General features: G+C 71.2%; 20 protein-coding genes, 2 tRNA genes and 1 pseudogene. 9 read left to right on the forward strand and 14 right to left on the reverse strand.

Going from position 1 to position 24959, the window contains the following annotated elements:
• Positions 1-380: 380 nt before the first annotated feature.
• The 4 genes from ASF52_RS06495 to ASF52_RS06510 all read right to left on the reverse strand — a co-directional run bounded on the left by ASF52_RS06495 (position 381) and on the right by ASF52_RS06510 (position 3618).
• Positions 381-686: a hypothetical protein gene (locus tag ASF52_RS06495; RefSeq protein ID WP_056169495.1), complete on the reverse strand. Its 306-nt coding sequence runs from the start codon at positions 684-686 to the stop codon at positions 381-383.
• Positions 687-847: 161 nt separating this feature from the next.
• Positions 848-2203, reverse strand: coding sequence for an acetyl-CoA carboxylase biotin carboxylase subunit (accC, locus tag ASF52_RS06500; protein WP_056169498.1), 1356 nt, complete (start codon positions 2201-2203; stop codon positions 848-850).
• 13 nt (positions 2204-2216) lie between these two features.
• Entirely contained in the window at positions 2217-2696 is a 480-nt protein-coding gene (gene accB, locus ASF52_RS06505; RefSeq protein ID WP_056169636.1) for an acetyl-CoA carboxylase biotin carboxyl carrier protein, read from the reverse strand.
• A gap of 100 nt (positions 2697-2796) precedes the next feature.
• Positions 2797-3618, reverse strand: coding sequence for a DsbA family protein (locus ASF52_RS06510; RefSeq protein ID WP_056169501.1), 822 nt, complete (start codon positions 3616-3618; stop codon positions 2797-2799).
• A gap of 167 nt (positions 3619-3785) precedes the next feature.
• Between ASF52_RS06510 and ASF52_RS06515 the strand changes: the two genes are divergently transcribed.
• The 3 genes and pseudogenes from ASF52_RS06515 to ASF52_RS06525 all read left to right on the forward strand — a co-directional run bounded on the left by ASF52_RS06515 (position 3786) and on the right by ASF52_RS06525 (position 7030).
• The gene (locus tag ASF52_RS06515) at positions 3786-4988 is read left to right on the forward strand and encodes a pyridoxal phosphate-dependent aminotransferase (protein WP_200937383.1); all 1203 of its coding nucleotides are present in this window, start codon (positions 3786-3788) and stop codon (positions 4986-4988) included.
• Between the two features lie 289 nt (positions 4989-5277).
• Positions 5278-6087, forward strand: a pseudogene (locus tag ASF52_RS06520) (transglutaminase-like domain-containing protein); the annotation flags it as partial.
• Positions 6088-6340: 253 nt separating this feature from the next.
• On the forward strand, positions 6341-7030 hold the full coding sequence (locus tag ASF52_RS06525) for a metallophosphoesterase family protein (RefSeq protein ID WP_056169504.1): 690 nt from the start codon (positions 6341-6343) through the stop codon (positions 7028-7030).
• A 1-nt stretch (position 7031) separates the two neighbouring features.
• Here ASF52_RS06525 and ASF52_RS06530 read toward each other — a convergent pair whose 3' ends face one another.
• Positions 7032-7874 carry a tetratricopeptide repeat protein gene (locus ASF52_RS06530; RefSeq protein ID WP_056169507.1) on the reverse strand — a complete coding sequence of 281 codons (843 nt, stop codon included), beginning with the start codon at positions 7872-7874 and terminating at the stop codon, positions 7032-7034.
• A gap of 119 nt (positions 7875-7993) precedes the next feature.
• On the opposite strand from ASF52_RS06530, the gene ASF52_RS06535 reads away from it, so the two are divergent.
• Positions 7994-9427, forward strand: coding sequence for a leucyl aminopeptidase family protein (locus ASF52_RS06535; RefSeq protein WP_056169508.1), 1434 nt, complete (start codon positions 7994-7996; stop codon positions 9425-9427).
• 223 nt (positions 9428-9650) lie between these two features.
• Here ASF52_RS06535 and ASF52_RS06540 read toward each other — a convergent pair whose 3' ends face one another.
• Both ASF52_RS06540 and ASF52_RS06545 read right to left on the reverse strand, forming a co-directional pair.
• Positions 9651-10574 (reverse strand): EcsC family protein, encoded by a 924-nt coding sequence (locus ASF52_RS06540; RefSeq protein WP_244473731.1) that lies wholly within the window; start codon positions 10572-10574, stop codon positions 9651-9653.
• A gap of 5 nt (positions 10575-10579) precedes the next feature.
• Positions 10580-12070, reverse strand: a complete 1491-nt coding sequence (locus ASF52_RS06545; protein WP_056169514.1) for an AmpG family muropeptide MFS transporter — start codon at positions 12068-12070, stop codon at positions 10580-10582.
• A 328-nt stretch (positions 12071-12398) separates the two neighbouring features.
• Between ASF52_RS06545 and ASF52_RS06550 the strand changes: the two genes are divergently transcribed.
• Together ASF52_RS06550 and ASF52_RS06555 are read left to right on the forward strand one after the other, a co-directional pair.
• Complete coding sequence (locus ASF52_RS06550; protein ID WP_056169517.1) at positions 12399-13541, forward strand: histidine kinase dimerization/phosphoacceptor domain -containing protein; 1143 nt, start codon at positions 12399-12401, stop codon at positions 13539-13541.
• Positions 13529-13999 (forward strand): response regulator, encoded by a 471-nt coding sequence (locus ASF52_RS06555; protein WP_056169520.1) that lies wholly within the window; start codon positions 13529-13531, stop codon positions 13997-13999. Before ASF52_RS06550 ends, ASF52_RS06555 begins: the two co-directional genes overlap by 13 nt.
• A gap of 168 nt (positions 14000-14167) precedes the next feature.
• Here the strand turns inward: ASF52_RS06555 and ASF52_RS06560 are convergent, their stop codons facing one another.
• From ASF52_RS06560 to ASF52_RS06570, 3 genes are all read right to left on the reverse strand, one after another.
• Entirely contained in the window at positions 14168-14434 is a 267-nt protein-coding gene (locus tag ASF52_RS06560; protein ID WP_056169523.1) for a hypothetical protein, read from the reverse strand.
• A 122-nt stretch (positions 14435-14556) separates the two neighbouring features.
• Positions 14557-17304 carry a DNA mismatch repair protein MutS gene (gene mutS, locus ASF52_RS06565; RefSeq protein WP_056169642.1) on the reverse strand — a complete coding sequence of 916 codons (2748 nt, stop codon included), beginning with the start codon at positions 17302-17304 and terminating at the stop codon, positions 14557-14559.
• A 210-nt stretch (positions 17305-17514) separates the two neighbouring features.
• Positions 17515-17817 (reverse strand): hypothetical protein, encoded by a 303-nt coding sequence (locus tag ASF52_RS06570; RefSeq protein ID WP_056169526.1) that lies wholly within the window; start codon positions 17815-17817, stop codon positions 17515-17517.
• A gap of 648 nt (positions 17818-18465) precedes the next feature.
• On the opposite strand from ASF52_RS06570, the gene ASF52_RS06575 reads away from it, so the two are divergent.
• From ASF52_RS06575 to ASF52_RS06585, 3 genes are all read left to right on the forward strand, one after another.
• Positions 18466-20133 (forward strand): methyl-accepting chemotaxis protein, encoded by a 1668-nt coding sequence (locus ASF52_RS06575; protein WP_056169645.1) that lies wholly within the window; start codon positions 18466-18468, stop codon positions 20131-20133.
• 97 nt (positions 20134-20230) lie between these two features.
• Positions 20231-22705, forward strand: coding sequence for an ATP-dependent helicase HrpB (gene hrpB / locus ASF52_RS06580; protein WP_056169528.1), 2475 nt, complete (start codon positions 20231-20233; stop codon positions 22703-22705).
• Positions 22702-23142, forward strand: a complete 441-nt coding sequence (locus ASF52_RS06585; RefSeq protein WP_056169531.1) for a DUF805 domain-containing protein — start codon at positions 22702-22704, stop codon at positions 23140-23142. Before hrpB ends, ASF52_RS06585 begins: the two co-directional genes overlap by 4 nt.
• A 279-nt stretch (positions 23143-23421) precedes the next feature.
• Here the strand turns inward: ASF52_RS06585 and ASF52_RS06590 are convergent, their stop codons facing one another.
• From ASF52_RS06590 to ASF52_RS06605, 4 genes are all read right to left on the reverse strand, one after another.
• Complete coding sequence (locus ASF52_RS06590) at positions 23422-23943, reverse strand: hypothetical protein (RefSeq protein WP_056169534.1); 522 nt, start codon at positions 23941-23943, stop codon at positions 23422-23424.
• 147 nt (positions 23944-24090) lie between these two features.
• Positions 24091-24166: transfer RNA gene (locus ASF52_RS06595), tRNA-Ala, on the reverse strand.
• Positions 24167-24214: 48 nt separating this feature from the next.
• Positions 24215-24290, reverse strand: a tRNA-Ala gene (locus tag ASF52_RS06600).
• 166 nt (positions 24291-24456) lie between these two features.
• Complete coding sequence (locus ASF52_RS06605) at positions 24457-24849, reverse strand: TIGR02300 family protein (protein ID WP_082478868.1); 393 nt, start codon at positions 24847-24849, stop codon at positions 24457-24459.
• Between the last annotated feature and the right edge of the window lie 110 nt (positions 24850-24959).

The following is a 24959-nucleotide window of genomic DNA, read 5'->3' on the forward strand; positions in this document are numbered from 1 at the left end:
GCTGGGAAACTGTCTGTCTCCCGTCCGGTGTGGGTAGAGAAGTCGATTGTGCGCAATCGGTTCCGGCGAATTATTTGCTGGCAAAATGCCGCATCGCGTGGCCCTGGCGCCCTTGCCGTGGCCGCCCAATGCAGGGGGATTCTGGAGCCTTCACCATCCGCAATGAGCGGAAAGCGGCAGGTATCGGGTCCGCATAGCCACGCGACCGGACCCAAACTGGGGATTTCTTTCCTTATCAATTGATCGTGATGGTGACGGCGCGTGCCCGAACACCGTCTCGGATTGCGCATGAAAAAAGGCCGGCCCCATGGGGAGCCGGCCAATGACGGACGGTTCGGTTTCGCGAGCCGGGTGTCACACCCGGCTCGCCGCGGGGCGGTCTATTGGGCCGGACCGCCGGACGTGCTGCCGGTGTTCGGCGCCCTGCGGGTCGGGTCCGATGCGTTGCCCCCCTTGGCCGAGTCGACGGAGCCCGCGCCGGGGGACATGCCGCCCTCGCCCACCGGCGTCGACCCGGTCCGGGTCGGGGCCATGTCGCGGGTCGAGGGCTTGTCGATGGGGCCGCCGGCGGTGTTGCCCGCCTGCGGAATGCCGCGCTCGGGCTGGCCGACATTGCCGGACGAGGATTGCGCCAGGGCGGGGGTGGCGAGGAGGGCGGTGGCGATTAGAACGTAAGAGAGGCGCATGGACGTTTCCTCGGCGGAGGCAAGGGAGAGGATCGCGCCGGAGGTGAGGCGGACCAGCCCTGGTCGGCGACCGGCCTCGGCGGCACGATGTCACGGGTGAACGAAGATCGACCCCGCGCCGTTCCCGCCACGGTTGCTCGTTCCGATGCGAAACCGAAGATTTATGGCTCGTCGAGGCCCCCGGCCGCCAGGAAGTTCTCCAGCCAGTGGATATCATAGGCGCCGTTCTGCACATCGGCGTTGCGCACCAGGGTGCGGAACAGCGGCAGGGTGGTGTCGACGCCATCCACCACGAACTCGTCCAGGGCGCGGCGCAGGCGCATCAGGCACTCGTTGCGGGTGCGCCCGTGCACGATGAGCTTGCCGATGAGCGAGTCGTAGTGCGGCGGGATGCGGTAGCCCTGGAACACCGCCGAATCGACCCGCACGCCGAGGCCGCCCGGCGGGTGGAAGTAGGTGATGAGGCCGGGGGACGGCCGGAAGGTCGCCGGGTGCTCGGCGTTGATCCGGCACTCGATGGCGTGCCCCGACACGCTGATCTCGTCCTGTGTCACCGACAGCGGCAGACCGGCGGCGACGCGGATCTGCTCGTTCACGAGGTCGATCCCGGTGATCATCTCGGTGACCGGATGCTCGACCTGGATGCGGGTGTTCATCTCGATGAAGTAGAACTGGCCGTCCTCGTAGAGGAACTCCACCGTGCCGGCGCCGAGGTATTTCAGCTCCTGCATGGCCCGGGCGCAGATGCCGCCGATCTCGGCCCGCATGGCCTCGTTGAGGGCGGGCGAGCCGCCCTCCTCCCACACCTTCTGGTGACGCCGCTGCAGCGAACAGTCGCGCTCGGCCAGATGCACGGCGTTGCCCCGCCCGTCGCCCAGCACCTGAACCTCGATGTGGCGCGGCTTCTCGAGATACTTCTCGAGGTAGACCGCATCGTCGCCGAAGGCGGCCTTGGCCTCCTGGCGGGCCATCCCCAAGGCCTGTTCGAGGTCGGCCTCGGAGCGCGCCACCTTCATGCCGCGGCCGCCGCCACCGGAGGATGCCTTGACCAGCACCGGATAGCCGATCTCGGCCGCGATGCGCTTGGCCTCCACGGGGTCCTCGACTCCGCCCTCGGAGCCCGGCACGCACGGGATGCCGAGGCGTTTCGCCGTGCGCTTGGCCTCGATCTTGTCGCCCATGATGCGGATGTGCTCGGCTTTCGGGCCGATGAATCCGATCTCGTGATGGGCCAGGACTTCGGCGAAGCGCGCGTTCTCCGACAGGAAGCCGTAGCCGGGGTGCACCGCGTCCGCGCCGGTGATCTCGCAGGCGGCGATGATGGACGGGATGTTGAGGTAGCTGTCGCGGGCGGCCGGGGGGCCGATGCACACGCTCTCGTCGGCGAGCCGCACGTGCATGGCGTCGGCATCGGCCGTGGAATGGACGGCGACGGTCGCGATCCCGAGTTCCTTGGCCGCGCGCAGGATGCGCAGGGCGATCTCGCCGCGATTGGCGATCAGGATCTTGTCGAACATGGTGCCTCGCGCCTCACTCGATGACGAGGAGGGGTTCGCCGAACTCGACGGGCTGGCCGTCCTCGACGAAGACGGCCGTGACGGTGCCGGCGCGGGGGGCCACGATCTCGTTGAAGGTCTTCATGGCCTCGATGAGGAGAACCTTCTCGCCGGCCTCCACCTTGGAGCCGACATCGACGAACACCTTGGCGTCCGGCGACGGGCGGCGATAGGCGGTGCCGACCATGGGCGAGGGCACGGCGCCGGGATGGCCCGCACCCGCCCGGGTGCGCTCGGGCACGGCGCCCGGCCCGGCCGCCGGCGGGGGCGGCGGAGCCACGGCGGCGAGCGCCGGGGCGGGGGCCGCCACCTGGACGTGGACCGGCTCGATGCGGCGAGCGACGCGGATGCGCAGGTCACCCTTCTCGACCTCGATCTCGGTGAGATCCGTCTCGGTGATGAGCTTGGCGAGCTCGCGCACGAGCTCCGGATCGAAGGGATCGTTCTTGGACATCGGCTCCTTGGGCATCGGCTCGGTCGTCGTCAGGCTGGATCGTGTCGTATCGGGAGACGCGGTCTCCCGGGTTCGGGGCGCTTCGCGGCTCGGGGGCCCCTCAGCAGCCGGCGTGGCCGCACTGGCGCACATCGGCGATGACCTTGCGGATCGGATCGACGCCGACGGCGCCCGGAATCACCTCGTCGCCGATGATGAAGGCCGGGGTGCCGGAGAGGCCGAGCTTGTCGCCGAGGCTGACGTTCTCGGAGAGCGCCGCCTTGACCTCGGGGCCCTGCGCGTCCTTGGCGAGGCGCGCCGTGTCGAGGCCCATTTCCTTGGCGACGGCGATCGCGCGCTCGCCCGTCACCCGGCCCTTGGTCTCCAGGAGCTTGACGTGGAACTCGAACATCCGGTCGGCCTTGAGCTGCTGCTTGGCCGCCAGCGCCAGCTTGCTCGCCTCGAGGGATTCTGCGCCCAGCACGGGGAAGTCGCGCAGCACCACGCGCAGCTTCGGATCGGACTTGACCAGGGCCTGGATGTCGCCGAGCGCCTTGCGGCAATAGCCGCAATTGTAGTCGAAGAACTCCACCACGGTGATGTCGCCCGCAGGATTCCCGACGACGACGCCGTGGGGCGAATTGGTGAGGGTGTCGCGGGATTCCTTCAGGGCGGCGGCCTGCGCCAGCTTCTGGGTCTCCTGCGCGCGCTTCTCGCCCTCGGCGATGGCCTCCTGCAGCACGTCCGGATTCTTGACGAGGTAATCCTTGACGATGGCCTCGATGGCCTGGCGCTGGGTGTCGGAGAACACCGGGGCGGCCGAGGTCGCGGCCGTCGCCGCCGGGGCAGTCGCCGCCGGCGCGGACTGCGGGGCGGCCTGGGCCCACGCGGCGGAGGCGCTGAACAGCATGGCGGAGGTGAGTAGGGACCGGAGCAGGGGCATGCGTCCTCGCGGAGGGGACCGGATGAAAACGCCACCGGCCGTAAGATGATCGTGCACGATGGGCGTGCGTCTATCGGCGGGGTTAGGCGTTTTCGCGGCGGCCGGTCAATCTCGGTCGCGGGCCCCGAGCAGTTTCCGTCCAGCCTGATCGGCTCTACGGAGGTGCGATGACGGTTTCGCCAACGCCCCTCCCCGCGTCTTCCATCGCCGCATCGCCTCTGCTGCCATCGCGGCGCGCCGCCCGCGTCGCACCGTTCCTCGCCATGGACGTGATGGCCGCCGCCGCCGCCCGCGAGGCCCGGGGCGACGGCGTGGTCCACATGGAGGTCGGCCAGCCCTCGGCCCCCGCCCCGCGCGCCGTGATCGCGGCGGCGCAAGCGGCGCTGGCCGGCGGCGCCCTGCCGTACACCCAGGCGCTGGGCCTGCCGGCGCTGCGCGCCCGCATCGCCCGGCACTATGCCGACACCCACGGCCTCGACGTGGCGCCCGGGCGCATCGTCGTCACCACGGGTTCGTCGGCGGGGTTCATCCTGGCCTTCCTCGGCCTGTTCGACGCCGGCGCCCGAATCGCCGTGCCGCTGCCCGGGTATCCGGCCTATCGCAGCATCCTGCATGCCCTCGACCTCGTGCCCGCCCCCCTGCCCCTCCGGCAGGCGGACCGCTACGCCCCGACGAGCGAGGGCCTGCGCGCGCTCCACGCGGAAACGCCGCTCTCCGGCGTGCTGGTGATGAGCCCGGCCAACCCCTCCGGCACGGTCATCGAACCCGCGCGCCTCGCCGAACTCTGCGCCACGGCCCGCGCCCTGGGGCTGCGTTTCATCTCGGACGAGATCTATCACGGCCTCGCCTACGGCGTGCCGACGGACACGGCGCTGCGCTACGAGCCCGACGCCGTCGTGATCAACTCGTTCTCGAAGACCTGGTGCATGACCGGCTGGCGCATCGGCTGGATGGTGGTGCCCGAATGGCTGGTGCGCCCGGTGGAACGCCTGGCCCAGAACCTGTTCATCTCCGCGCCCTACCTGTCCCAGGTGGCGGCTATCGCGGCGTTCGACGCCGTGGACGAGGTGGAGGCCGTACGGGCCGGCTACGCCGCCAACCGGGCCCTGCTGCTCGATGCGTTTCCGGGCCTCGGCCTCGGCCGCACCCACCCGGCCGACGGGGCGTTCTACCTCTACGCCGACGTTTCGAACCTCACCGACGACGCGGCCGGGTTCTGCCGGCGGATGCTCGACGAGGCCGGCGTCGCCGCGACGCCGGGCCTCGACTTCGACGGCGTCGACGGCGGCCACCACGTCCGGTTCTCCTTCGCCGGCTCGCATGCGGATTGCGCCGACGCCGTGCGACGCCTGCGGACGTGGCTGCGCTGAAACCTCTGGCCCTCTTCCTGCATGGCCCGGTGGGCTGTCAGGCGTACACCGGTAACGATCCGGCGGGCGCGTGAAACCCTGCACCGACAAAACACGGCGCTGCCTTGCCACCCGGTACCGGGCTCTGCATCCTGCCGGGAGATTTGGCGGCGTCTGGTTTCGGATAAGTCTCCGGCGCAACACTTATTGATCGACGCCCGTGCAACGATAGAGAGTTGCCGGCGGTTTTCGTCTTACCCCCTATTTCGACAAGTCCGGTTCGGGCTTGCACTGGAGCAGTGCCGCCATCATGAAGATCCGGACCGGTTACGCCATCACGTACGAGACGTTTCAGCCGACGCCGATGATGTTCCTGCTGAGCGTACACCCGTCGCGGGCGGGCGATATCCTGACGCCCGAGGTGATGACGTTCGATCCGCCGGTGGATGCGCACCAGTATCTCGACGCCTTCGGCAACGTCACCACCCGCATCCTGGCGCCGGCCGGCCGGATCACCGTGGCGACGGATTTCCTCGTGCACGATTCCGGGGAGCTCGATCCCGTGGTGCCGGACGCGAGGCAGCATCCGGTGCAGGACCTGCCGGACGAGGCCATGCGGTTCCTCCTCGGCAGCCGCTACTGCGACACGGACAAGCTGTCGAACATCGCATGGGAGCTGTTCGGTGCCGGGCCGGAGGGCTGGGGCCGGGTTCAGGCCGTGTGCGACTTCGTCAACCGCCACATCAAGTTTAACTACCAGGACGCCGACGCAACCCGCTCGGCCCACGACGCCTACACCCAGCAGCGCGGCGTCTGCCGCGACTACGCGCATCTGGCCGTCGCGTTCTGCCGCTGCCTCAACATTCCGGCGCGCTACTGTACGGGCTACCTCGGCGATATCGGCGTGCCCGTGGTGCCGCCGCCGGATTTCTCCGCCTGGTTCGAGGTCTATCTCGGCGGCGCCTGGCACACGTTCGACGCGCGCAACAACCGCCGCCGTATCGGCCGCATCGTCATCGCCCGGGGCCGCGACGCCACGGACGTGGCCATCTCGACGAGCTTCGCCACGGCACTGCTCCTGAGCTTCGATGTCCACACGGACGAGGTCTTAGAAGAGGGAGAGGCTCCGACGCCGATCCTCACCGCCGAGGAGGCCGCCGCCGTGACGGGCAAAACGGCGGATCGGCCGAAGACGGCCGCCGTGCCGAACAAGACGCCGGAGACGGCGGTCGTGCCGCCCAAAACGCCGGAGGCGGCGGTCGCGCCGGTCAAGACGCCGGAGACGGCCGTGGTTCCGACCGAGGCCGCGACCGTGAACACGCCAAAGGCCACGGCCGGCCTGACCAAGGTCGCCTGAGCGGCCGGCGCCACCCGTGTCGGAAAGCGGCCTCACCTACGCCATCGGCGACATCCACGGATGCGCCGATGCCCTGCGGCGCCTGCTCGCGGCCATCGACCGGCACCGGGCCGGCGCCCCGCGCCGCCTCGTCTTCCTCGGCGACTACATCGACCGCGGGCCGGACAGTGCCGGGGTCGTCGCGACCCTGCGCGCCCTTCAGGCCGCCGAGCCCAAGGCCGTCACCTGCCTCATGGGCAACCACGAGAACCTGATGCTGGCCGCCTATCGCGACGGGTTCGGGAGCGCGCCCTGGCTCGAGAACGGCGGGGTCGCGACCCTGCGCTCCTTCGGCACCCGCGATCCGCAGGCCCTGCCCCACGACGTGCTGAACTGGATGTCGGCCCTGCCGACGGTCTGGGAGGATGCGCGCCGCTACTACGTCCATGCGGGCTTCCGCCCCGGCCGGCCCGGCATCGATCCGGACGAACCGACCCGGCTGTGGATCCGCGAGCCGTTCCTGTCGGCGGACTATGATTTCGGCCGCCACGTCGTCCACGGCCACACGCCGCAAATGGACGGCCGACCGGACCTGCGCCCGCACCGGACCAACCTCGACACGGCCTGCGTCTTCGGCGCCACCCTCACGGCGGGGGTGTTCTCGGACGGTCAGGATGGACCGGTGGAGATTCTCCAGGTGGACGCGCAGGTGGCCGCGGAGGTGTGACTCAGCCGCGCTCGGCCGCCTTCGATCCGGCGGGCTTCGCCTTGTCCGAGGCCTTGATGGCTTTCCAGGCGTTCGGCTGGGCGACGAAGGCGCGTAGGGCCACGGTGTTGGCGGCGGCTTCCTCGGGCGAAAGGTCCTGGCGGGACACGGCTTCGGCGTCCGTGAACTTGCCCTTCAGGCCGTAGACCAGGGCGAGGTTCTGGCGCACCCGGGCATCGGCCCGGGGCTGGGCGGCGGCGCGCTGCAGGGTGGCCTCGGCCTCGTCGAGGCGCTTGGCCAGAGCGTAGGACAGGCCGAGATTCGACAGGATCACCGGATCGTCCGGCTGGATCCTGAGGGCGGCCTCGTACAGGCCCTGCGCCCGGGCGTGGTCGCCGAGCTGGTCGGCGACGGCGCCCTGGGCCGACAGCACGCGCCAGTCGGGCTGGGCCGCCGTATGGGCGTTCTGGAGGACCTCCGCGGCCTCGGTGAAGCGGCCGACCTCGGCTAGGCTCTTGCCGTAGGCGGCGAGCACCGCCGTGTTCTTCGGGTTGCGCAGGGCGATCTGCTGGAGCACCGCCACGGCCTGGGGCCGCTGGTCCGTCGCCCGCAGGGCTTGGGCGTAGCGCAGGGCCAGGGGAACGTCGTTGGGATCTGCGGTGTAGCGCTCGCCCATGGCGTCGACCTCGCGGCGGGACACCACGTTGGCGGGCGCGCGGCCGAGGCGCGGCAGGGAGAGACCGCCGAGGGAGCCGGTGGTCTCGGGGCCGTCCTGGCGGGTGCAGGCGCTGGACAGGAGCGCCAGAGCGGCGATCCCCGCGAGGCGCCGAAGCGTCCGTGCCGATGCCAAACGCGGCCTGACCATTGCGCGACTCCGCCTCAACCTTGCCCGCCGGCCGTTGCTTCACGGGGCCGGTCTCCGGGTGATAGACCGTTAACCCTAAGCAGCGGTTAATCCCGCCCCACGGCCGAGGAGCCCGAGCCCTGACCTCCCTGTTCGCCCCCGACTCCAACCACGCCTCCGCCATTCCCATCACCGGCGTCGGGTCGTCGGACTGGCCCCGGATCGAGGCCGCCCTGGATCCGCGCGAGGCGGCCTACGCCCGAGCGACGGGCTTCACGCCGAAGGCCGGCCGCATCGCCCTGCTGCCGGGGCCCGACGGCACCCTGGCGCGGGTGCTGTTCGGCCTCGGCGCAGCGAACCCGGCCCGCGAACGGCTCCTCGCCGGGACCTTGGCCGGCGCGCTTCCGCCCGGCACCTACCGCCTGGAGGGCACCGGCTTCGACGGCACGGAAGCCGCACTGGCGTGGCTGCTCGGCGGCTACCGCTTCACCCGCTACCGTGCGGCCGTTCCCGCCGGAGAAGCCGTTCCGGCCGGCGGGTCCGTTCCAAACGGCCCCGCCCTGCCCCGCCTCGTCGCCCCCGAGGGCGTCGATGCCGAGGCGGTCTCCCGCATCGCCGCCGCCGTGGCGCTCGGGCGCGACCTCGTCAACACCCCGGCCAACGACCTCGGACCCGCCGAGATCGAGGCGGCCGCGCGCGCGCTGGCCGAACGGCACGGCGCCGCCGTCACGGTGGTGTCGGGCGACGATCTCGCGCGCGATTTCCCCCTCGTGCACGCCGTCGGGGCCGCCTCGCCCCGCGCGCCGCGCCTCATCGACCTGACCTGGGGCGATGCCGCCGCCCCCCGCGTCACCCTGGTCGGCAAGGGCGTCGCCTTCGACACCGGCGGTCTCGACATCAAGCCGTCCGCCGGCATGCTGCTGATGAAGAAGGACATGGGCGGGGCCGCCGCGGCGCTGGCCGCCGCCGCTATGGTGATGGGGGCGCATATGCCCGTGCGCCTGCGCGTCCTCATCCCGGCCGTGGAGAATTCCGTCTCGGGCGCGGCCTTCCGGCCCGGCGACGTGCTGCGCAGCCGCGCCGGCCTCACCGTCGAGATCGGCAACACCGACGCGGAAGGGCGCCTCATCCTCGCCGACGCCCTGGCCCTGGCCGATGCCGAGGCCCCCGACCTGCTCATCGACTTCGCCACCCTGACGGGGGCGGCCCGCGTGGCCCTGGGCCCGGATCTGCCGGCGTTCTTCACGGAGGACGACGCCCTGGCCGAGGCCGTCGCGGCGGCGGGCCGGACGGCGTTCGACCCGGTGTGGCGCCTGCCCCTGCATGCCCCCTATGCGGGTCTGCTCGACTCGAAGATCGCCGACCTCAACAACGCCCCCGGCGGCCCCTTCGCGGGGGCCATCACGGCCGCGCTGTTCCTGCGCCGCTTCGCGCCCGCCACCCGGGCGCACGTCCATTTCGACCTGTACGGCTGGAATCCTTCGACCAAGCCCGGTCGTCCCGAGGGCGGCGAGGTACAGACAGCGCGGCTCGTCTATGCCCTTCTGGCGCAGCGTTATCCGGCCGGGACATAGGATTGAACCAACGCATCCTGGGGCCACGCCGCAGAACCCGAGATCGGGAAACACACCGCTCGTCCGATTGACGATGCCGGGTTCCGGGGGCGCGTACGGGAGCCTGGAACGATCCCGGTGCGGGGTCGGCTCCCAGGCTCGGACCAGAGCCCGTATGGATCGAGCGGGACACCGGGACGCGACGCCGCTCCGGCGGATGCGGCCGGCATCGTTTCTCCGGGGATCACGCCGCCGTGGCCGCCTTCTCCGCGTCGTACGCCTTGCGCACGAGGGCGGCGCCGTAGGTGCGTTCCAGGCGCCGCACGGTGAAGTGGGCCCGCGCCATGGCCTGGAAGTGGTCCATGAACGCGGCGTTGACGGCAGCCCCCCCGACGGCGCCGAGGATCGGCACGGCCTGGGCGGCGGCCTTCTGGGAGACGACGATCCCGAAGCGGGCGGCGATCTGCGCCGAGAACCGGATGAGGGCCGGGGCAGCCTCGTCGAGGAGGGCACGGTTGCCGGCGTAGCGCGCCGCCTCCGCCATGGTCTTGGCCAGCGCCGCGCGCACGGCGAAGTAGCCGCTCTCGGAGAGGGGGGTCTCGGCCCCGCGGGTCCCCAGGGCGAACACCTGCACGCAGGCGAGGGCGTTCTCCGGCTCGGCCAGATCCTCGCCCTCCTCGCGGGCGATCCCCGCGATGGACCGCAGCATCAGGGTGGTGGACAGCGGCAGTTCCACCGCCAGCGTCGCGAGCCCGAAGGCCCCGCCGACGGCGCCCGACATCGCCGCCATGGCCTTGTGGGCGAAGTCGCTCGATGGCAGCAGGCGGCCGAGGCGCGTCCCCGCCCCCACGGGGGCCTCCGCGATCGCCTCGACGAGACTCGTGCCGTCGGCCGGCAGCACGGTCTTCTCCGGCAGGGTCGCGAGGGCGACCCGCAGGGCGGTGTGCATGGCGCTCTCGGTCGCCCGCGACACGACCCCGGTCACCGCCTCCGGTAGGGCGCGGCCGATGGCGTCGAGGGGCGCGCCGGCGGCGGCCGAGAGACGCGCGGCGAGGCCGGGATTCTCCAGGGTTCGCACCGCCCGGCGTAGGGCGGCGACGTCCGCGTCGCTCAGGGTGGCGTCCTGGGTGGCCGGGGTGGCCGCGCTCGTGTCGTCGATGAGGAAGATGTTGCTCACGTCTGCGGTCTCATGCGGGGGCCGGGCGCCGGGACGGCGGATGGATCGGAAGGAGCAAGCCCGGTGCCGCGCGGATGGTTCCCGCCCCGAGCGTCGGGCAGGTCTTCCGGCCCGGCCGGGTCGGCCAGCGCCGCGGGATTCGCGGCGGCCTCGGCCGCGATCCCGGCTGCCTTTGCGGCACTGCGCTCGCCGGCCCGTCCGACGAACAGGCACAGCACCACCACGGGGATGCCCACCGCCGCCGTGATGGCGAAGAACACCGGGTAGCCGTAGGCGGCGACGATGTAGCCGGAGGTGCCGGCCACGAGCTTGCCTGGCAGGGCGTAGAGCGAGGAGAACAGGGCGTACTGGGTCGCGGCGAAGCCCGGTGCGGTGAGGCTCGACATGTAGGCGATGAGGGCCATGCCCGCGAAGGAGCCGCAGAAATTGTCGATGGAGATCGCCGCCGTCAGGCGCCAGACCTCCGGCCCGCCGAAGGACAGCCACGAGAAGGCGAGGTTTGAGGCCGCGCCCAGGAAGGCGCCGACCACGAGGGTCGGGAACAGGCCGAAACGCTGCATCGCCCAGCCGCCGACGAAGGCGCCGGCGATGCCGACCCAGATGCCGTAGAGCTTCGATACGGCGCCGATCTCCGTGAGGGTGAAACCGACCTGGAAGTAGAGCGGGCTCGCCATCACGCCGGAGATGAAGTCCGGCATCCGGTAGAGCGCCACGAGGACGAGGATCGCCCACAGGCCGGGCCCGAGGCGCGCGTGCAGTTCGGCGAGGGGCTCCAGCACCGCGCCCCTGAAGCTCCAGACCTTGGCCGGACGGCCGGCAGCCGCCTCGACGGCGGCGGCGGCGCGGGCCTCGTCCCCCGTGCGGTCGAAGGCGGGGGCGAGGAGCGCGGCCACGAGCCCGACGAGCATCAGGGCCGCCATGAGCAGGTAGGCGGCGCGCCAGCCGTAGGCGGCGGCGAGGAACAGGGCGCCGGCCCCCGCCGACATGAGGCCGAAGCGGTAGCCGAGGTTCGAGGTGGCGGCGAGAACGCCCTGGAGATCCGTGCCGGCGGCGTCGATGCGCCAGCCGTCGATGACCACGTCCTGCGTGGCGGCGCAGAATGCCAGGAGGAAGGCCCCCAGCCCGAGGAGCGCGAGGCTGGTGGCGGGGTCGGCGAAGGCCATCAGGGCGAGGGCGGCGGCGACGGCGCCTTGCGTCGTCACCATCCAGGCGCGCCGGCGCCCGAGGCGGCGGGTCAGCCCCGGCACGTCGAACCGGTCGATGAGCGGCGCCCACAGGAACTTCAGGGTGTAGGGGAGCGCGACGTAGCTGAAGAGCCCGATGGCCTTGATGTCGACGCCCGAATAGGCGAGCCGCGTCGAGAAGGTGCCGAGCACGAGAAGGAGCGGCAGGCCCGACGAGAAGCCCAGGGCCAGCATCAGCGGAATACGCGGATCGCGGGCGAAATCGCGCAGGCGCGGCGCGTGACGCACTCGGCTTGCAGCCATGGAATGGAACTCCTCTCAAGCCCGGCGCTTACTTCCGGCAACCGGAGCGGACGGTGGCCGAGGGCCGGCCGTTTCTCGTCGCGACCGCTCGGGCCGCGATCCTCCGACCGATCTCAGAAATGGCCGATAACTTGTTAACAGCGTGCGTCCAAACTGCGTACATGCGGGACGGGGCCTTTCGGGACTCGGTCTCGCGGGACTGGGCCTTGCATCGCGTCGGACCGGTCGGCTGCACGCCGACCGTCGACTGCGCGGCGCCGCGCCTTACCGGGATGGCCCATGTGACGAACCGCCCCTCCCCGCGTTCCGAAGGCGGTCGGTACCGGCCATGACGGATACGGCTCATCAGGCGGTGCCGGCGGCCCTCGCGCAAACGACCCTCGCCTCGGCCTTCTCCGAGAGTCCGACGCCGATGGTCCTCACGGAAGTGCGGGGCGGCGCCCATCCCATCGTCTGGGCCAATGCGGCGTTCCTCGCCCTCACGGGCTACGCCTGGCACGAGCTCGAAGGCCGCAACTGCCGGATGCTGCAGGGGCCGCTGACCGACCGCGAGACCGTGGCGCGCATCTCCGCGGCCGTCGCGGAGGGCCGCAGCTTCGAGGCCGAACTCGTGAACTACCGCAAGGACGGCACCTCGTTCTGGAACGGCATGACCCTGTCGCCCGTGCGCGACGCCACCGGCGCCGTCACGCACTACTACTCGGCACAGGCCGACATGACCGGCAAGCACAGCCTCGAAGTCGCGATGACGCTCGCCAACATCGACCTCGAGCGCCGCGTGTCCGAGCAGACGGCGGACCTGCGCGCCACCCTGGAGCAGAAGACCGCCCTGCTCCACGAGGTCGACCACCGGGTGAAGAACAACCTCCAGGTGATCTCGTCACTGATGCTGCTCAAGGCCCGGCGCACCCCCGAGGGCGAGGCGCGCGACGCCCTCAACGGCATGGCCGAGCGCATCGGCGCCCTCTCGACGGTCCACCGCATGCTCTACTCGGCCGGGGACGTGACCCGGTTCGACCTGCGCGAATTCGCCGACGATTTCCTGGGCGACCTCGTCGCCGGCCTCGACGGCGAGCGCACGGCGGTGAGCGCCGCCATCGATTCCGTGGCGGTGTCGGCCGCCATGGCGGCGCCCCTGGCGCTGATGCTGCACGAACTCGCCACCAACGCCGTGCGCCACGCCTTCCCGGACAACCGCGCCGGGCGGGTGAGCATCACGGCGCGACGCCGGGACGGCGCCCTGCACATGCTGATCGAGGACGACGGCGTCGGCCTCGCCGCCGCGATCCCGAACCCGGCGGGCTTCGGCCGTTCCCTCGTGGAAATGGTCGTGCGGCAGCTGCGCGGAACCATCGCGTGGAGCGAGACGACACCCGGGACCCGGGTCGAGATCAGCGTGCCCCTCGACGCCATCTCCCTGCGCGAGGCGGCCGACACCACCGCCGAGGAGTTGCCGCAATGGGCCAAGTGACTGCGGGCGTGGGCGGGGCGGCACCGTGCCTGCGCATCCTGGTGGTCGAGGACGAAGTGCTCATCGCCCTCGAACTCGAATGCCTGCTCGAGGATCTCGGCCACGTCACCGTCGGCGTCGCCGGCTCGTCCCAGGAAGCCATCGCGCTGGGCCTCTCGACCCACCCGGACGTGGCGCTGGTGGACATCCACCTCATCGACGGCCCCACGGGCGTCGCCGTGGCCCGGGCGCTCAGCGCCGACCCGCGCACCACGGTGGTGTTCATGACCGCCAACGCCAAGCGCATTCCAGACGATTTCGCCGGCGCCGTCGGGGTGATCGCCAAGCCCTATTCCGAGCGGGTGGTGGCGGGCGCGCTCCGCTACGTCGCCGAATGCCGCGCCGGCCACGCCGCGAGCCTGGAAGGCCTCGACGGGTTCCGGCTCGCCGCCGATGGCTGGGAACGGCTGCATCCCTGAGGGGAATTGTCACGACAACGCGACGGTTCTCCGGAACCCGGCAGCCCTTCGGGACCCCGCGTTCTTAGGGACGATGATCCGCCCATCGAGCGTAGCGCAGGGCACCGTAGCCAAGGACAAGTGCTGCGACGGGCACGATGGCAAGGGCGATGAAATCGAGACCGCTCATCACATCAACTCCCCGAGGTATCGGCGTGCGGAGACATGTAGGGCCCCGCTGGCGATCCAGCAAACCACCGAAATGCCAACGATCGCCCATAAGGGGATCACGGGCGTGGTGTTGGTGTACAGGACGGCAAAAATCGGAGCCAAACCTCCGACCGTAAAAACCGATCCGGCGACGGCATTGACGTATCCGGCCGTTAGCTTCGCGCGCTCGTTCGCAATGAGAAGCGTCCGTGTACTGGGTTTGGCCGCGAAGAGAACCCGATCCATGTCTTGGCTGCTCCAACATCCAGGGACACCCAACGCACGCCCAGGAGGCGGAGTCGGCTGTCGCACAGCCTCCATCTGACAGATGCAACCATGAGTATCAATCGTTTATCTAACCCTAGGTTTCATAGATCCCGCGCCGCCTTCAGCCGGTACAGCGCCTCCAAGGCCTCGCGCGGGGTGAGCGCATCGGGGTCGATGTCGTCGAGCACGCGGCGCAGGCCATCCTCGCATTCCGGGGGGGCTTCCTCCAGCGGCGGCGGCGAGAGGGCGGCGAACAGCGGCAGGTCGTCGATGCGCGGGCGCGTCGGGCGCTCGCGCTCGGACTTCTCCAGGTTCTTCAGGATGGCGCCCGCCCGCGCGATCACCCCCGGCGGCAACCCGGCGAGGCGCGCGACCTGGAGCCCGTAGGAGCGGTCGGCCACACCCGGCACCACCTCGTGCAGGAACACCACGGTGCCCCGGTGCTCGGCGACCTTAAGGGTGGCGTTGTCGAGGTGCGACAGGCGCTGGCCCAGAGCGGTCAACTCGTGGAAATGGGTGGCGAACAGGGCGCGGCAGGCGTTCTTCTCGTGCAGGTGTTCGAGGCAGGCCCACGCGATGGAGAGGCCGTCGAAGGTCGCGGTGCCGCGCCCGATCTCGTCGAGGATCACCAGGGAGCGCCGGGTCGCCTGGTTCAGGATGGCGGCGGTCTCCACCATCTCGACCATGAAGGTCGATTGCCCGCGCGCCAGGTCGTCGGCCGCCCCGACGCGGGAGAACAGCCGGTCGACGAGGCCGAGCTGGGCGCTCGCCGCCGGCACGAAGGCGCCGATCTGCGCCAGCACGGCGATGAGGGCGTTCTGGCGCAGGAAGGTCGACTTGCCGCCCATGTTCGGGCCGGTGATGAGGCGGATGCGGCCGCGCCCCTCCCCCGACAGGTCGCAGTCGTTGGCGATGAACGGCTCGCCGGAGAGCCTGAGCGCCGCCTCGACCACGGGGTGGCGCCCGCCCGTGACGGAAAAGCCGTAGCCGTCGTCCACCACCGGGCGGCGCCAGTCGCGCTCCACGGCGAGGTCGGCGTGGGAGGCGGACACATCGAGGGCGGCCAGGGCCTCGGCCACGGACGCGATGGCGGCGGCCTGGGCGAGGGTCTCGCCCGACAGCGCGTCGAACACCGCCGTTTCGAGCCGCAGGGCCCGGTCGGAGGCGCCGGAGATGCGGCCTTCGAGGTCGCCGAGCTCGACGCTGGTGAAGCGCATGGCATCCACCATGGTCTGGCGGTGGATGAATGTCTCGCGCATCGCGCCCTTGAGGCAGCCCTCGCCCACCGCCTGCGGCACCTCGATGTAGTAGCCGAGCATGTTGTTGTGCTTGATCCGCAGGGTCCGGCAGCCGGTCTCCTCGGCGTAGCGCGCCTGCAGGGCCGCGATGACCTTTCGCGAGTCCTGGCCGAGCACCCGGGCCTCGTCGATCTCCGGCGAGTACCCTTCGCGGACGAAGCCGCCATCCGCGCGCTTGAGCGGCAGGTCGTCGGCCAGCGCCGCGGCGAGGTGCGCCACGAGGCCGGCATCGACCTGGGACAGCCCGGTTCCGAGGGCGGCGAGGTCGTCCGGCAGACCGTCGAGGGCGGCGAGGTGCGCGGCCAGGCCCTTCGCGGCGTCGAGGCCGTCGCGGAGCGCCGCGAGATCGCGCGGGCCGCCGCGCCCGAGGCCGAGGCGCGACAGGGCGCGGGCGAGGTCCGGCGCCCGCGCCAGGATCTCGCGGAACGTTTTTCGCGAGACGCCCTGCTCGCAGAGCCAGGCGACGGCGGCGTGGCGGCGGCGAATGGCGGCGAGGTCCGTGAGGGGACCGGCGAGGTGCTCGGCCAGCAGCCGCGCGCCGCTCGCCGAGACCGTGCGGTCGATGGCGTCGAGCAGGCTGCCCCGGCGCTCGCCCGACAGCGTGCGGGTGAGTTCGAGATTGGCCCGGGTCGACGCGTCGATGGCGAGGGTGGCGCCGCAGGCCTCGCGGGTCGGGGGCGACAGGGTCGGGCGCGCGCCGATCTGGGTGCGCTCGATGTAGAGCAGGGCCGCGCCCGCCGCCGCGAGCTCGGCCCGGCCGAACTGGCCGAATCCCTCCAGCGTCGAGACACCGAACTGCGCCTTGATCCGTCGCTCGGCACCGGCCGGCTCCAGCTCCGCCTGGGCCAGCGGCGTAACGGGAGCGGGAATCTCGCGCCACAGGCGGGCCAGCGCCGGATCGGCGTGGATGGTCTCCGACAGGACGATCTCGCGCGGCTCGTGCCGGGCGATGGCCGAGGCGAGTTCCGACGCCGGCACTTCGCTCACGGCGAAGCGCCCCGTCGAGATGTCGAGGGCGGCGAGCCCGTAGGTGTACGCGGCCTGATCCTTGGCGGACTCCGATTTGGCGGCCCCGCCCTTGTTGCGGCCGATGGCGAGCAGGACGTTGGCGCGGGCCGGATCCAGGAGGCGGTCCTCCGTGATGGTGCCGGGGGTGACGAGGCGCACCACCTCGCGCCGGACGACGGATTTGGGCCCGCGCTTCTTCGCCTCCGCCGGATCCTCGGTCTGTGCGCAGACGGCGACGCGGTGTCCCAGCGCGATGAGGCGGCTGAGGTAGTCGTCGGAGCGCTCCACCGGCACGCCGCACATGGGGATGTCGGCCCCGCCGTGCTTGCCGCGCTTCGTCAGGACGATCCCCAGGGCCCGGGACGCGATCTCGGCGTCCTCGAAGAACAACTCGTAGAAATCCCCCATCCGGTAGAACAGCAGGCAGTCGGTGTTGGCGGCCTTGATCTCGATGTACTGCGCCATCATCGGCGTCGCGCCGGCGGTGTCGAGGACCGCCGCGCTGGTGGTGTAGTCCGACGGGGCGGAGCCGGTCTTCGGCATCGAACGGGCGGGGCGCTGCTGCATGGCCTGTGACATGGCGCCAGCCTAGCAGACCCGGGCGTTCCTGATCAGCGCGGCCCGTCGCATCGGCTGGGGAGAAGCGCCGAACTCGGGCCGTTGCGCGCGACAGGTACGGCCCAACGAAAAAAGGCCGGCGCTCGCGCACCGGCCCTTCTGTCCGACCGGATCGGTCGGCGGTGTTCGGGGCGCTCAGTAGCGCGGGCCGCCCGTGGTCTGACCCTTCTGCTGCATGAAGCCCGGCTGCTGCGGGTTGCGCGCGTTCGGGTTGCTGCTCATGCGCGAGGCCGGACGGCGGTGCATCCGGTGACCATGGCCCATGCCGCGGTAGCGCATGCCCTGGTAGTGGCGGTGACGGCTCGCGACCTGCTCCACCGACTGGTCGCCGGCGACGATCGGGGCGCCGACCGGCATGGCCGGGGCAGCGGAGGCGGCGGTCATTCCGAAGGCGCCGAGCAGGGTGCTGGCAGCGAGTGCGATGGCGATCTTGGTCATTCGGTTCGTCTTTCGTCCATGCGCCGGGTGGGCGTCGGGGCATAAAGTCGCCGCTCAAGATTCCGTTCCGCGGAAACGTCGCAATAAACGACGGCAACGGCCTGAAACGACTGACATTTTCGTTAAGCTGAACGGGATTAAGCCGGCCTGTCCGGACCGATGTGCCGAAACGAGCGACGCGGCACCGTGCCGCGAACGGCCCGCCGCGCCGACGGACTTCGGCCGATCTGCGATTCGACGATGCAAGTCCCGATCAGGATCGCATGCAGATCGAGCGATGTCGAAACGGGTCCAAACGACTTCGCGTCTTCGCTCGGGGCTTCAATAACAATGACCGAACAATATCTACGTCACTGCGCAGGAACGATCAGGTCCAATATTTCGACAAATACGCAAGTCTTTCAAATCTGTGCAAAAAATTGTGATTGAGGGCGGGATATTTTTCGTTCCAACTCCAGCAATAGACCGAATTATTACTGTCTATCAGACCCGCCGAAGAGTCCGGTTGTTGGACCCGTCACGGCGGATCGGACGCCGGATCATACGATCTTAAAGAGTTTCCTCCTACGGTCGATCCAAGCCGGGGCTCCGATGCGGCGGGCGTTTCGTCCCTCCACCGAACCCGCGATCACGCTTCGGACGCTTGCCATGCTCACAACGATTCAAGGCCGCCTCGTCACGCTTCTCACGGTGATGGGCCTGCTCCTGCTCGGGGCGACGGCGATGGGCAACCTCGCCCTGCATTGGAGCCAGCAGAGCTTTCGCTCGGTCTTCGACGATCGCGTCGTCTGCCTGCGGCAGTTCAGCCTGATCCGGGACGCCTACGACGACCTCGTCGTCGCTTCGCGCGAGGCGAGGGACGGGCTCATCGCCGCTCCGGCCGCCAAGGCGCGGATCGAACGGGATCTGGCGAGCATCCGTACCCAGGCCTCGGCCTACCTGGCGACCTACCTGGCACCCGACGAGAAGCCCCTCGCGTCGGCCCTGCAGGACCGGATCGCCGGCAACGAGACCGTCGTCGCCGAACTCCTCCGGCGCATCACCGGTGGCGCGCAAGGGGAACTCGCCACCGCCCACGCGACCCTGCTGGCGAACGTGGAAGCCACGAACCAGACGCTCGCGGCACTGACGGCGTTCCAGGTCCGGGAGGCGGAAGCCGAGTACGGTCGCGCCACGGCGCTCTCGGGCTGGTCGCGCCTGGCCTTGCTCACCGCTTTGGCCCTCGCGGCCGTTGCCATCGCGTACGGCGTCTACACGGTTCTGGTCCAGGTCTCCCGCCCCTTGCACCGCATGACCGGCACCATGGCGCGCCTCGCCGGGGGCGACCTCACCGCCGCCATCGACGGAGCCGACCGCCGGGACGAGATCGGCGCCATGGCCAAGGCCGTGGGCGTGTTCAAGCAGGCGCTCATCGCCAAGCTCGACGCGGACCGCGCGGCCGAGGTCGAGAATGCCGCCAAGATGCGCCGCACCCGGGTACTCGACGAGGCGACGCAGGCGTTCCGCAACCAAATCACCCAGCTGACCCAAGGCCTGTCCTCCGCCGCCACCGAGATGGAGGCCACCGCCCAGGCCATGAGCCGCACGGCGGACGAGGCCGCCGGCCAGTCCCTGAGCGTCGCCTCCGCGGCCGAACAGACCTCCGCGAACGTCCAGACCGTGGCGGCCGCGAGCGAGGAGATGTCGGCGTCCATCGGCGAGATCACCGTTCAGGTCGCGCGCTCCAGCGACATGGCGGAGCGCGCGGCGGCGGATGCGGCCGCCACCAGCACCATCGTGCTCGGCCTCGCGGAGGGGGCCGAGAAGATCGGCGCCGTCGTCGGACTGATCTCCGGCATCGCGGCGCAGACGAACCTGCTCGCCCTCAACGCCACCATCGAGGCGGCGCGGGCCGGCGAGGCCGGCCGGGGCTTCGCCGTCGTCGCCGGCGAGGTCAAGGAACTGGCGGCGCAGACCGCGCGGGCGACGGAGACGATCTCCGTCCAGGTCACCACCATCCAGGGCGAGACCCGACAGGCCGTCGCCGCCATCCGGGCCATCGAGGCGACCATCGTCGAATTGCGCAGCATCGCCGTCGGCGTCGCGGCGGCCATGGAGGAGCAGGGCGCGGCCACCCAGGAAATCGTCCGCAACGTGACCCAGGCCGCGCAGGGCACGCAATCCGTCACCGTCAGCATCGGCGGCGTCACCCGGGCGGCGGCGGAGACAGGTGCGGCGGCCTCTCAGGTCCTGGCCGCGGCCTCGGACCTGTCCCGCCAGTCCGAGCGGTTGAGCGGCGAAGTCTCGGGCTTCCTCGAGACCGTCCAGGCCGCCTGAGGCGCGCCGCGCAGGCATTGCGGCCGGCCCCGCTTGCGGCCGCGGCCGGTTCGCGGCACCAGGGCAGCCGATGCAACCTGCGCGCCCTCGCACCGATATGTCCTTCGCGGTTCTGCCCATCGAGGCGGTCCTGCCCGCCCTCGCGGCGGCGCTGGCTTCCCGCGCCTCGTGCGTGCTCGTGGCCCCGCCCGGCGCCGGCAAGACCACCCGCGTCCCCCTCGCGCTCCTCGACGCCCCATGGCTCGCGGGCCGAAAGATCATCCTGCTGGAGCCGCGCCGCCTCGCCGCCCGGGGCGCGGCCGAACGAATGGCGCGCACCCTCGGCGAGCGCGTCGGCGACACCATCGGCCTGCGCGTGCGCCTCGGCTCGAAGATCTCCGCCCGCACCCGCATCGAGGTGGTCACCGAGGGCGTCTTCACCCGGATGATCCTCGACGATCCAGGACTCTCAGGGATCGGCGCCGTGCTGTTCGACGAGTTCCACGAGCGCTCCCTCGACGCCGATCTCGGCCTGGCCCTGGCGCTCGATGCCCAGGGCGCCCTGCGCGAGGATCTGCGCATCCTCGTGATGTCGGCGACCCTCGACGGCGCGCGGGTGGCGCGGCTCTTGTCCGACGCGCCCGTGATCGAATCGGAGGGGCGCGCCTTTCCCGTCGACACCCGCCACGTCGAGCGTGACCCCAACCGGCGCATCGAGGAGGTGATGGCCGACACGGTGCTGCGGGCCCTGCGCGCCGATCCGGGCTCCGTCCTCGCGTTCCTCCCGGGCCAGGGCGAGATCCGCCGGGTCGCGACCCTCCTGGCCGACCGGGTCGGGGAGGACACCGACATCGCCCCCCTGTACGGCGCCCTGACGCCGGCCGAGCAGGACCGCGCCATCGCCCCCGCGGCACCGGGGCGGCGCAAAGTGGTGCTCGCCACCAGCATCGCCGAGACCTCCCTCACCATCGAGGGCGTACGCATCGTCGTGGATTCCGGCCTGTCGCGGGTGCCGGTCTACGAGCCCGGCCTCGGGCTGACCCGCCTCGTCACCGCCCGGGCCTCGCGCGCTTCCGTCGACCAGCGCCGGGGCCGCGCCGGCCGCACGGAACCGGGCGTGTGCCACCGCCTGTGGTCGGAGGCCGCGACCAACGCCCTCGAGCCGTTCGGACGCCCCGAGATCCTGGCCGCCGACCTCGCGGGCCTGCTCCTCGATTGCGCCGCCTGGGGTGTCGCCGACCCGACCACCCTCGGCTTCCTCGACACGCCGCCCGCCCCGGCACTGGCGGAAGCCCGCGCCATGCTCTCCGACCTCGCCGCCCTCGACGGCGATGGCCGCCTCACCCCCATGGGGCAGGCGCTCCGTGCCCTCCCCCTGCCCCCGCGCCTCGCCCGGATGGTGGTGGCGGCCGCCGCCCACGGACGGGCGCGCGAGGCGGCCGACCTCGCCGCCGTGCTGGTGGAGCGCGGGCTCGGCGGCGACGCCGTCGATCTGGGCGACCGGGTCGAGCGCTACGGCCGGGATCGCGGGCCCCGCGCCGGGGACATGCGCCGCCTCGCCCAAGGCTGGGCGAAGCAGGCCGGGACCTTCGCCGCCGAGGCCACGACCGCCTCCGCCGTCGATTTCTCCGAGCCCGGCCCCCTCCTGGCGCTGGCCTATCCCGACCGGGTGGCGCGGGCGCGGGGCCGCGACGGCGAGTTCGTCATGGCCAACGGCCGCGCCGGACGCCTCGATCCCGCCCTGGCGCTCGCCCGCGCACCGTTCCTCGTCGTGGCCGACATCACCGGCACCGCCGCGCAAAGCCGCATCCTCGCCGCCGCCCCCATCGGCCTCGACGCCCTCGAGGCGCTGTTCCCCGAGCGCATCGCCAGCACCGATCAGGTCACCTTCGACCGGAGCGCGCGCGCCCTGCGCGCCCGGGGGCTCCGGCGCCTCGGCACGCTGGTGCTGGGCGAGCGCATCCGGCCGGTGCCCCCCGATGAAGAATCCGCTGCCATCCTGGCCCGGGGTGTGGCCGAACTCGGGCTCGCCGCCTTGCCCTGGACGCCGGCCCTGTCGCAATGGCTCGCCCGCCTGCGCTTCCTGCGCGCGGCCGATTCAGCCTGGCCCGACCTGTCGGACGAGGCCCTCACGGCAACCATCGAGGCGTGGCTCGCGCCCGAGATCGTCGGGCGCCTCGGAGTCGATGCGATCACTCCGGACGATCTTGGCCGGGCGCTGCACGCTCTGCTGCCGTGGGACCTGCGCGCCCGCCTCGACACGGAAGCCCCGACCCATGTCGCGGTGCCGACGGGCTCGCGCATCGCCCTCGACTACGACGCCGAGGGCGGCCCGGTCCTGGCGGTGCGGGTGCAGGAGCTGTTCGGCCTGGAGCGCCACCCGTCCATCGCGGGCGGGCGCATTCCCCTGGTGCTGCACCTGCTCTCGCCGGCCTCGCGGCCGATCCAGATCACACGGGACCTGCCGGGCTTCTGGCGCGGCTCGTGGAGCGCCGTGCGCGCCGAGATGCGCGGGCGCTATCCCCGCCACCCCTGGCCGGAGGACCCCGTGGCCGAGCCGCCGACCCGGCGGGTGAAGCCGCGCGGCACATGAGGTTCTTCGGAATTCTCGCGCGTGCCTTCGATCCGCGCGGCCGCATGTCGGCGGGCGCTTACCGGCGCGTCTTCGTCCGGACGATCCTGTACGGGGCGGGCCTGCTTTGCCTCGCCATCTGGCTCGCCGGCCTCGGGGGCCGTGCGGCGGCGATCCTCACGGCGGCCACACTGCCCGTCGTCGGCCTCGCCATGCTCGCCGCCACCGCCCGGCGCCTGCACGACCGCGACCGTTCCGCCGGGTGGCTCGTCCCCTGGGGCCTCGCCCAGGCCGTCGGCTTCGCCCCCCTCAACCGGATGGTCGACACCACCCCGCTCCTCGTCATCGCCCTGCTGCTGGCGATGCTCGGATTCTCGGCCTGGTTTTTCGTCGAGACGCTCATGCGGCGCGGCTCCTCCGGCGCCAACCGCTTCGGGCCGCCGGACGATGCGGGTTAGGGCGCAAGCTGAGGGTCTCACCCCCCTACGCGGTGCGCGTAGGGTGACGGAACGCGGGCGCTCGTTTTTCGCGAGCGACGGCATTCCCCCTATCTCGCGGGCAGCGCGGGTCCCCTCCCCTTTCTGGAGGGGGAGTCCGGTCACGTCCCTTTCAGACGCCTCGCGGCGTGCGAAATCCAATGGTAGGCGGATGCGTGACCGAGGTAGCCTGGACGTGATGAGAGGACGCCAAGCCGTGACGAGGGGGCCGATCGTAGGCGGCTCACTGCCTGCGCCTCTTCAAGCAGTCCCGCCCAGCACGGCGCCGAGATAGACCTCCTCGACCTCGCAGAACGGCACCCCGTCCGGCGTCGCGAGGAGCGCCGCGATGGAGAACAGCGGCGCCGCGGCGGACGGCGGCGCGGCGGCGGCGTAGAGGGTACGGACCGCCAGGGTCCGGCGCATCGGCGCCAGGGCGTGGACCACCCGCCCGAACGGCACGTCCGTCTCCGCCAGGGCGTGGTTCATCGCCGGGGTCAGCCGGGCCGCGACGTACCAGTTGTCGGCGATCGAGAGCACGTGCGGGCCGCAGACGAGGCGCACCCGGCGATGGCGCGAGGGCGCGTCACCCGTCAGGGCGAGGCGGTGGCGCTGCGCGTCCGTGGGAGCGGTCTCGGGTCCGGGCAGGCGCTCCGCTCTGAGTTCGGCCCGCGACAGGCCACGGGCGGCGCACCACGCTTCAAGCACGGCGGTGGCGCTGGGTCCGGCGCGGAGGCGTTCGGTGAGGGTGGCGATCAGCGCAACGTGTGCCGGCAGCGTCATGAACGGGGGCGGCTCGGCATGGAACTCAATCGGGGCGATGCGGTGCCGGGGGCGGATCGCCCGGCTCACACCCGTGCCGTCCCGTCACGGCCGAACCGAAGACGCACATGACTCCGATGGAAAAAGCTGGCTGACGACGGACCGGACTGGTGGAGCCTAACGGGATCGAACCGATGACCTCTTCCATGCCATGGAAGCGCTCTCCCAGCTGAGCTAAGGCCCCACATCGTCTAGTCTGGTCGTCCGGGTTCAGGTTCATGGGAAACCTGATTGGTGGAGCCTAACGGGATCGAACCGATGACCTCTTCCATGCCATGGAAGCGCTCTCCCAGCTGAGCTAAGGCCCCACTTTGGTGCCACCGAACCCAACCCTGCGGTTGGTTTCGTGGGCGTTTCGACCGGCCTCCGCGGTGGCGGCCGGCGATGGCGGTTCTATATTCGGCCCCCGCTTGGGCCTCAACCCCCTTTCTCGCCGGCCGGCAAAGTTTTTTCCCGGCCGGTGCAGAAGTGGGGTCAGCTCTCTTCGTCGTTCTCGATGTCGCCGTCGATGAGATCGGCCACGTCGTCGTCGCCGGCATCCTCCTCCTCGAGGAAGGTGTCGTCGCTGTCCGCCGAATCGGAATCGCTGTCGTCCGTGGTGGTGTCGGTGTCTTCCTCGGCCGCCTCGACCTCGTCGAGGGAGACGATCTCGGGACCGCCCTTCTCGGCGTCGGTGTCCTCGTCGTCATCCGCCGGCACGGCGGCGGCGCGGGCGGCGAGCGCCGGGGCGGCGACGCGGCTGCTGGAGGCGATGGCCTGATAGATCGTCCCGCATTTCGGGCAGGTCGCCGGATCCTTATCGAGGTCGTAGAACTTGGCGCCGCAGCTCATGCATTGACGCTTCAAGCCGAGTTCCGGTCTGGCCACGGGCGAACCTCTAGATACACTTTTCGGGGAGGGGCCCCGTTAGTCGCGTGCAACGCGTCTGTCAAATACTGGCGTGGTCCTGCGGCGCGGTGCGGTTTTCCTGTCGCGAT

The organism is Methylobacterium sp. Leaf112, from assembly GCF_001423295.1.
In the GTDB taxonomy this organism is placed as follows: Bacteria; Pseudomonadota; Alphaproteobacteria; order Rhizobiales; family Beijerinckiaceae; genus Methylobacterium.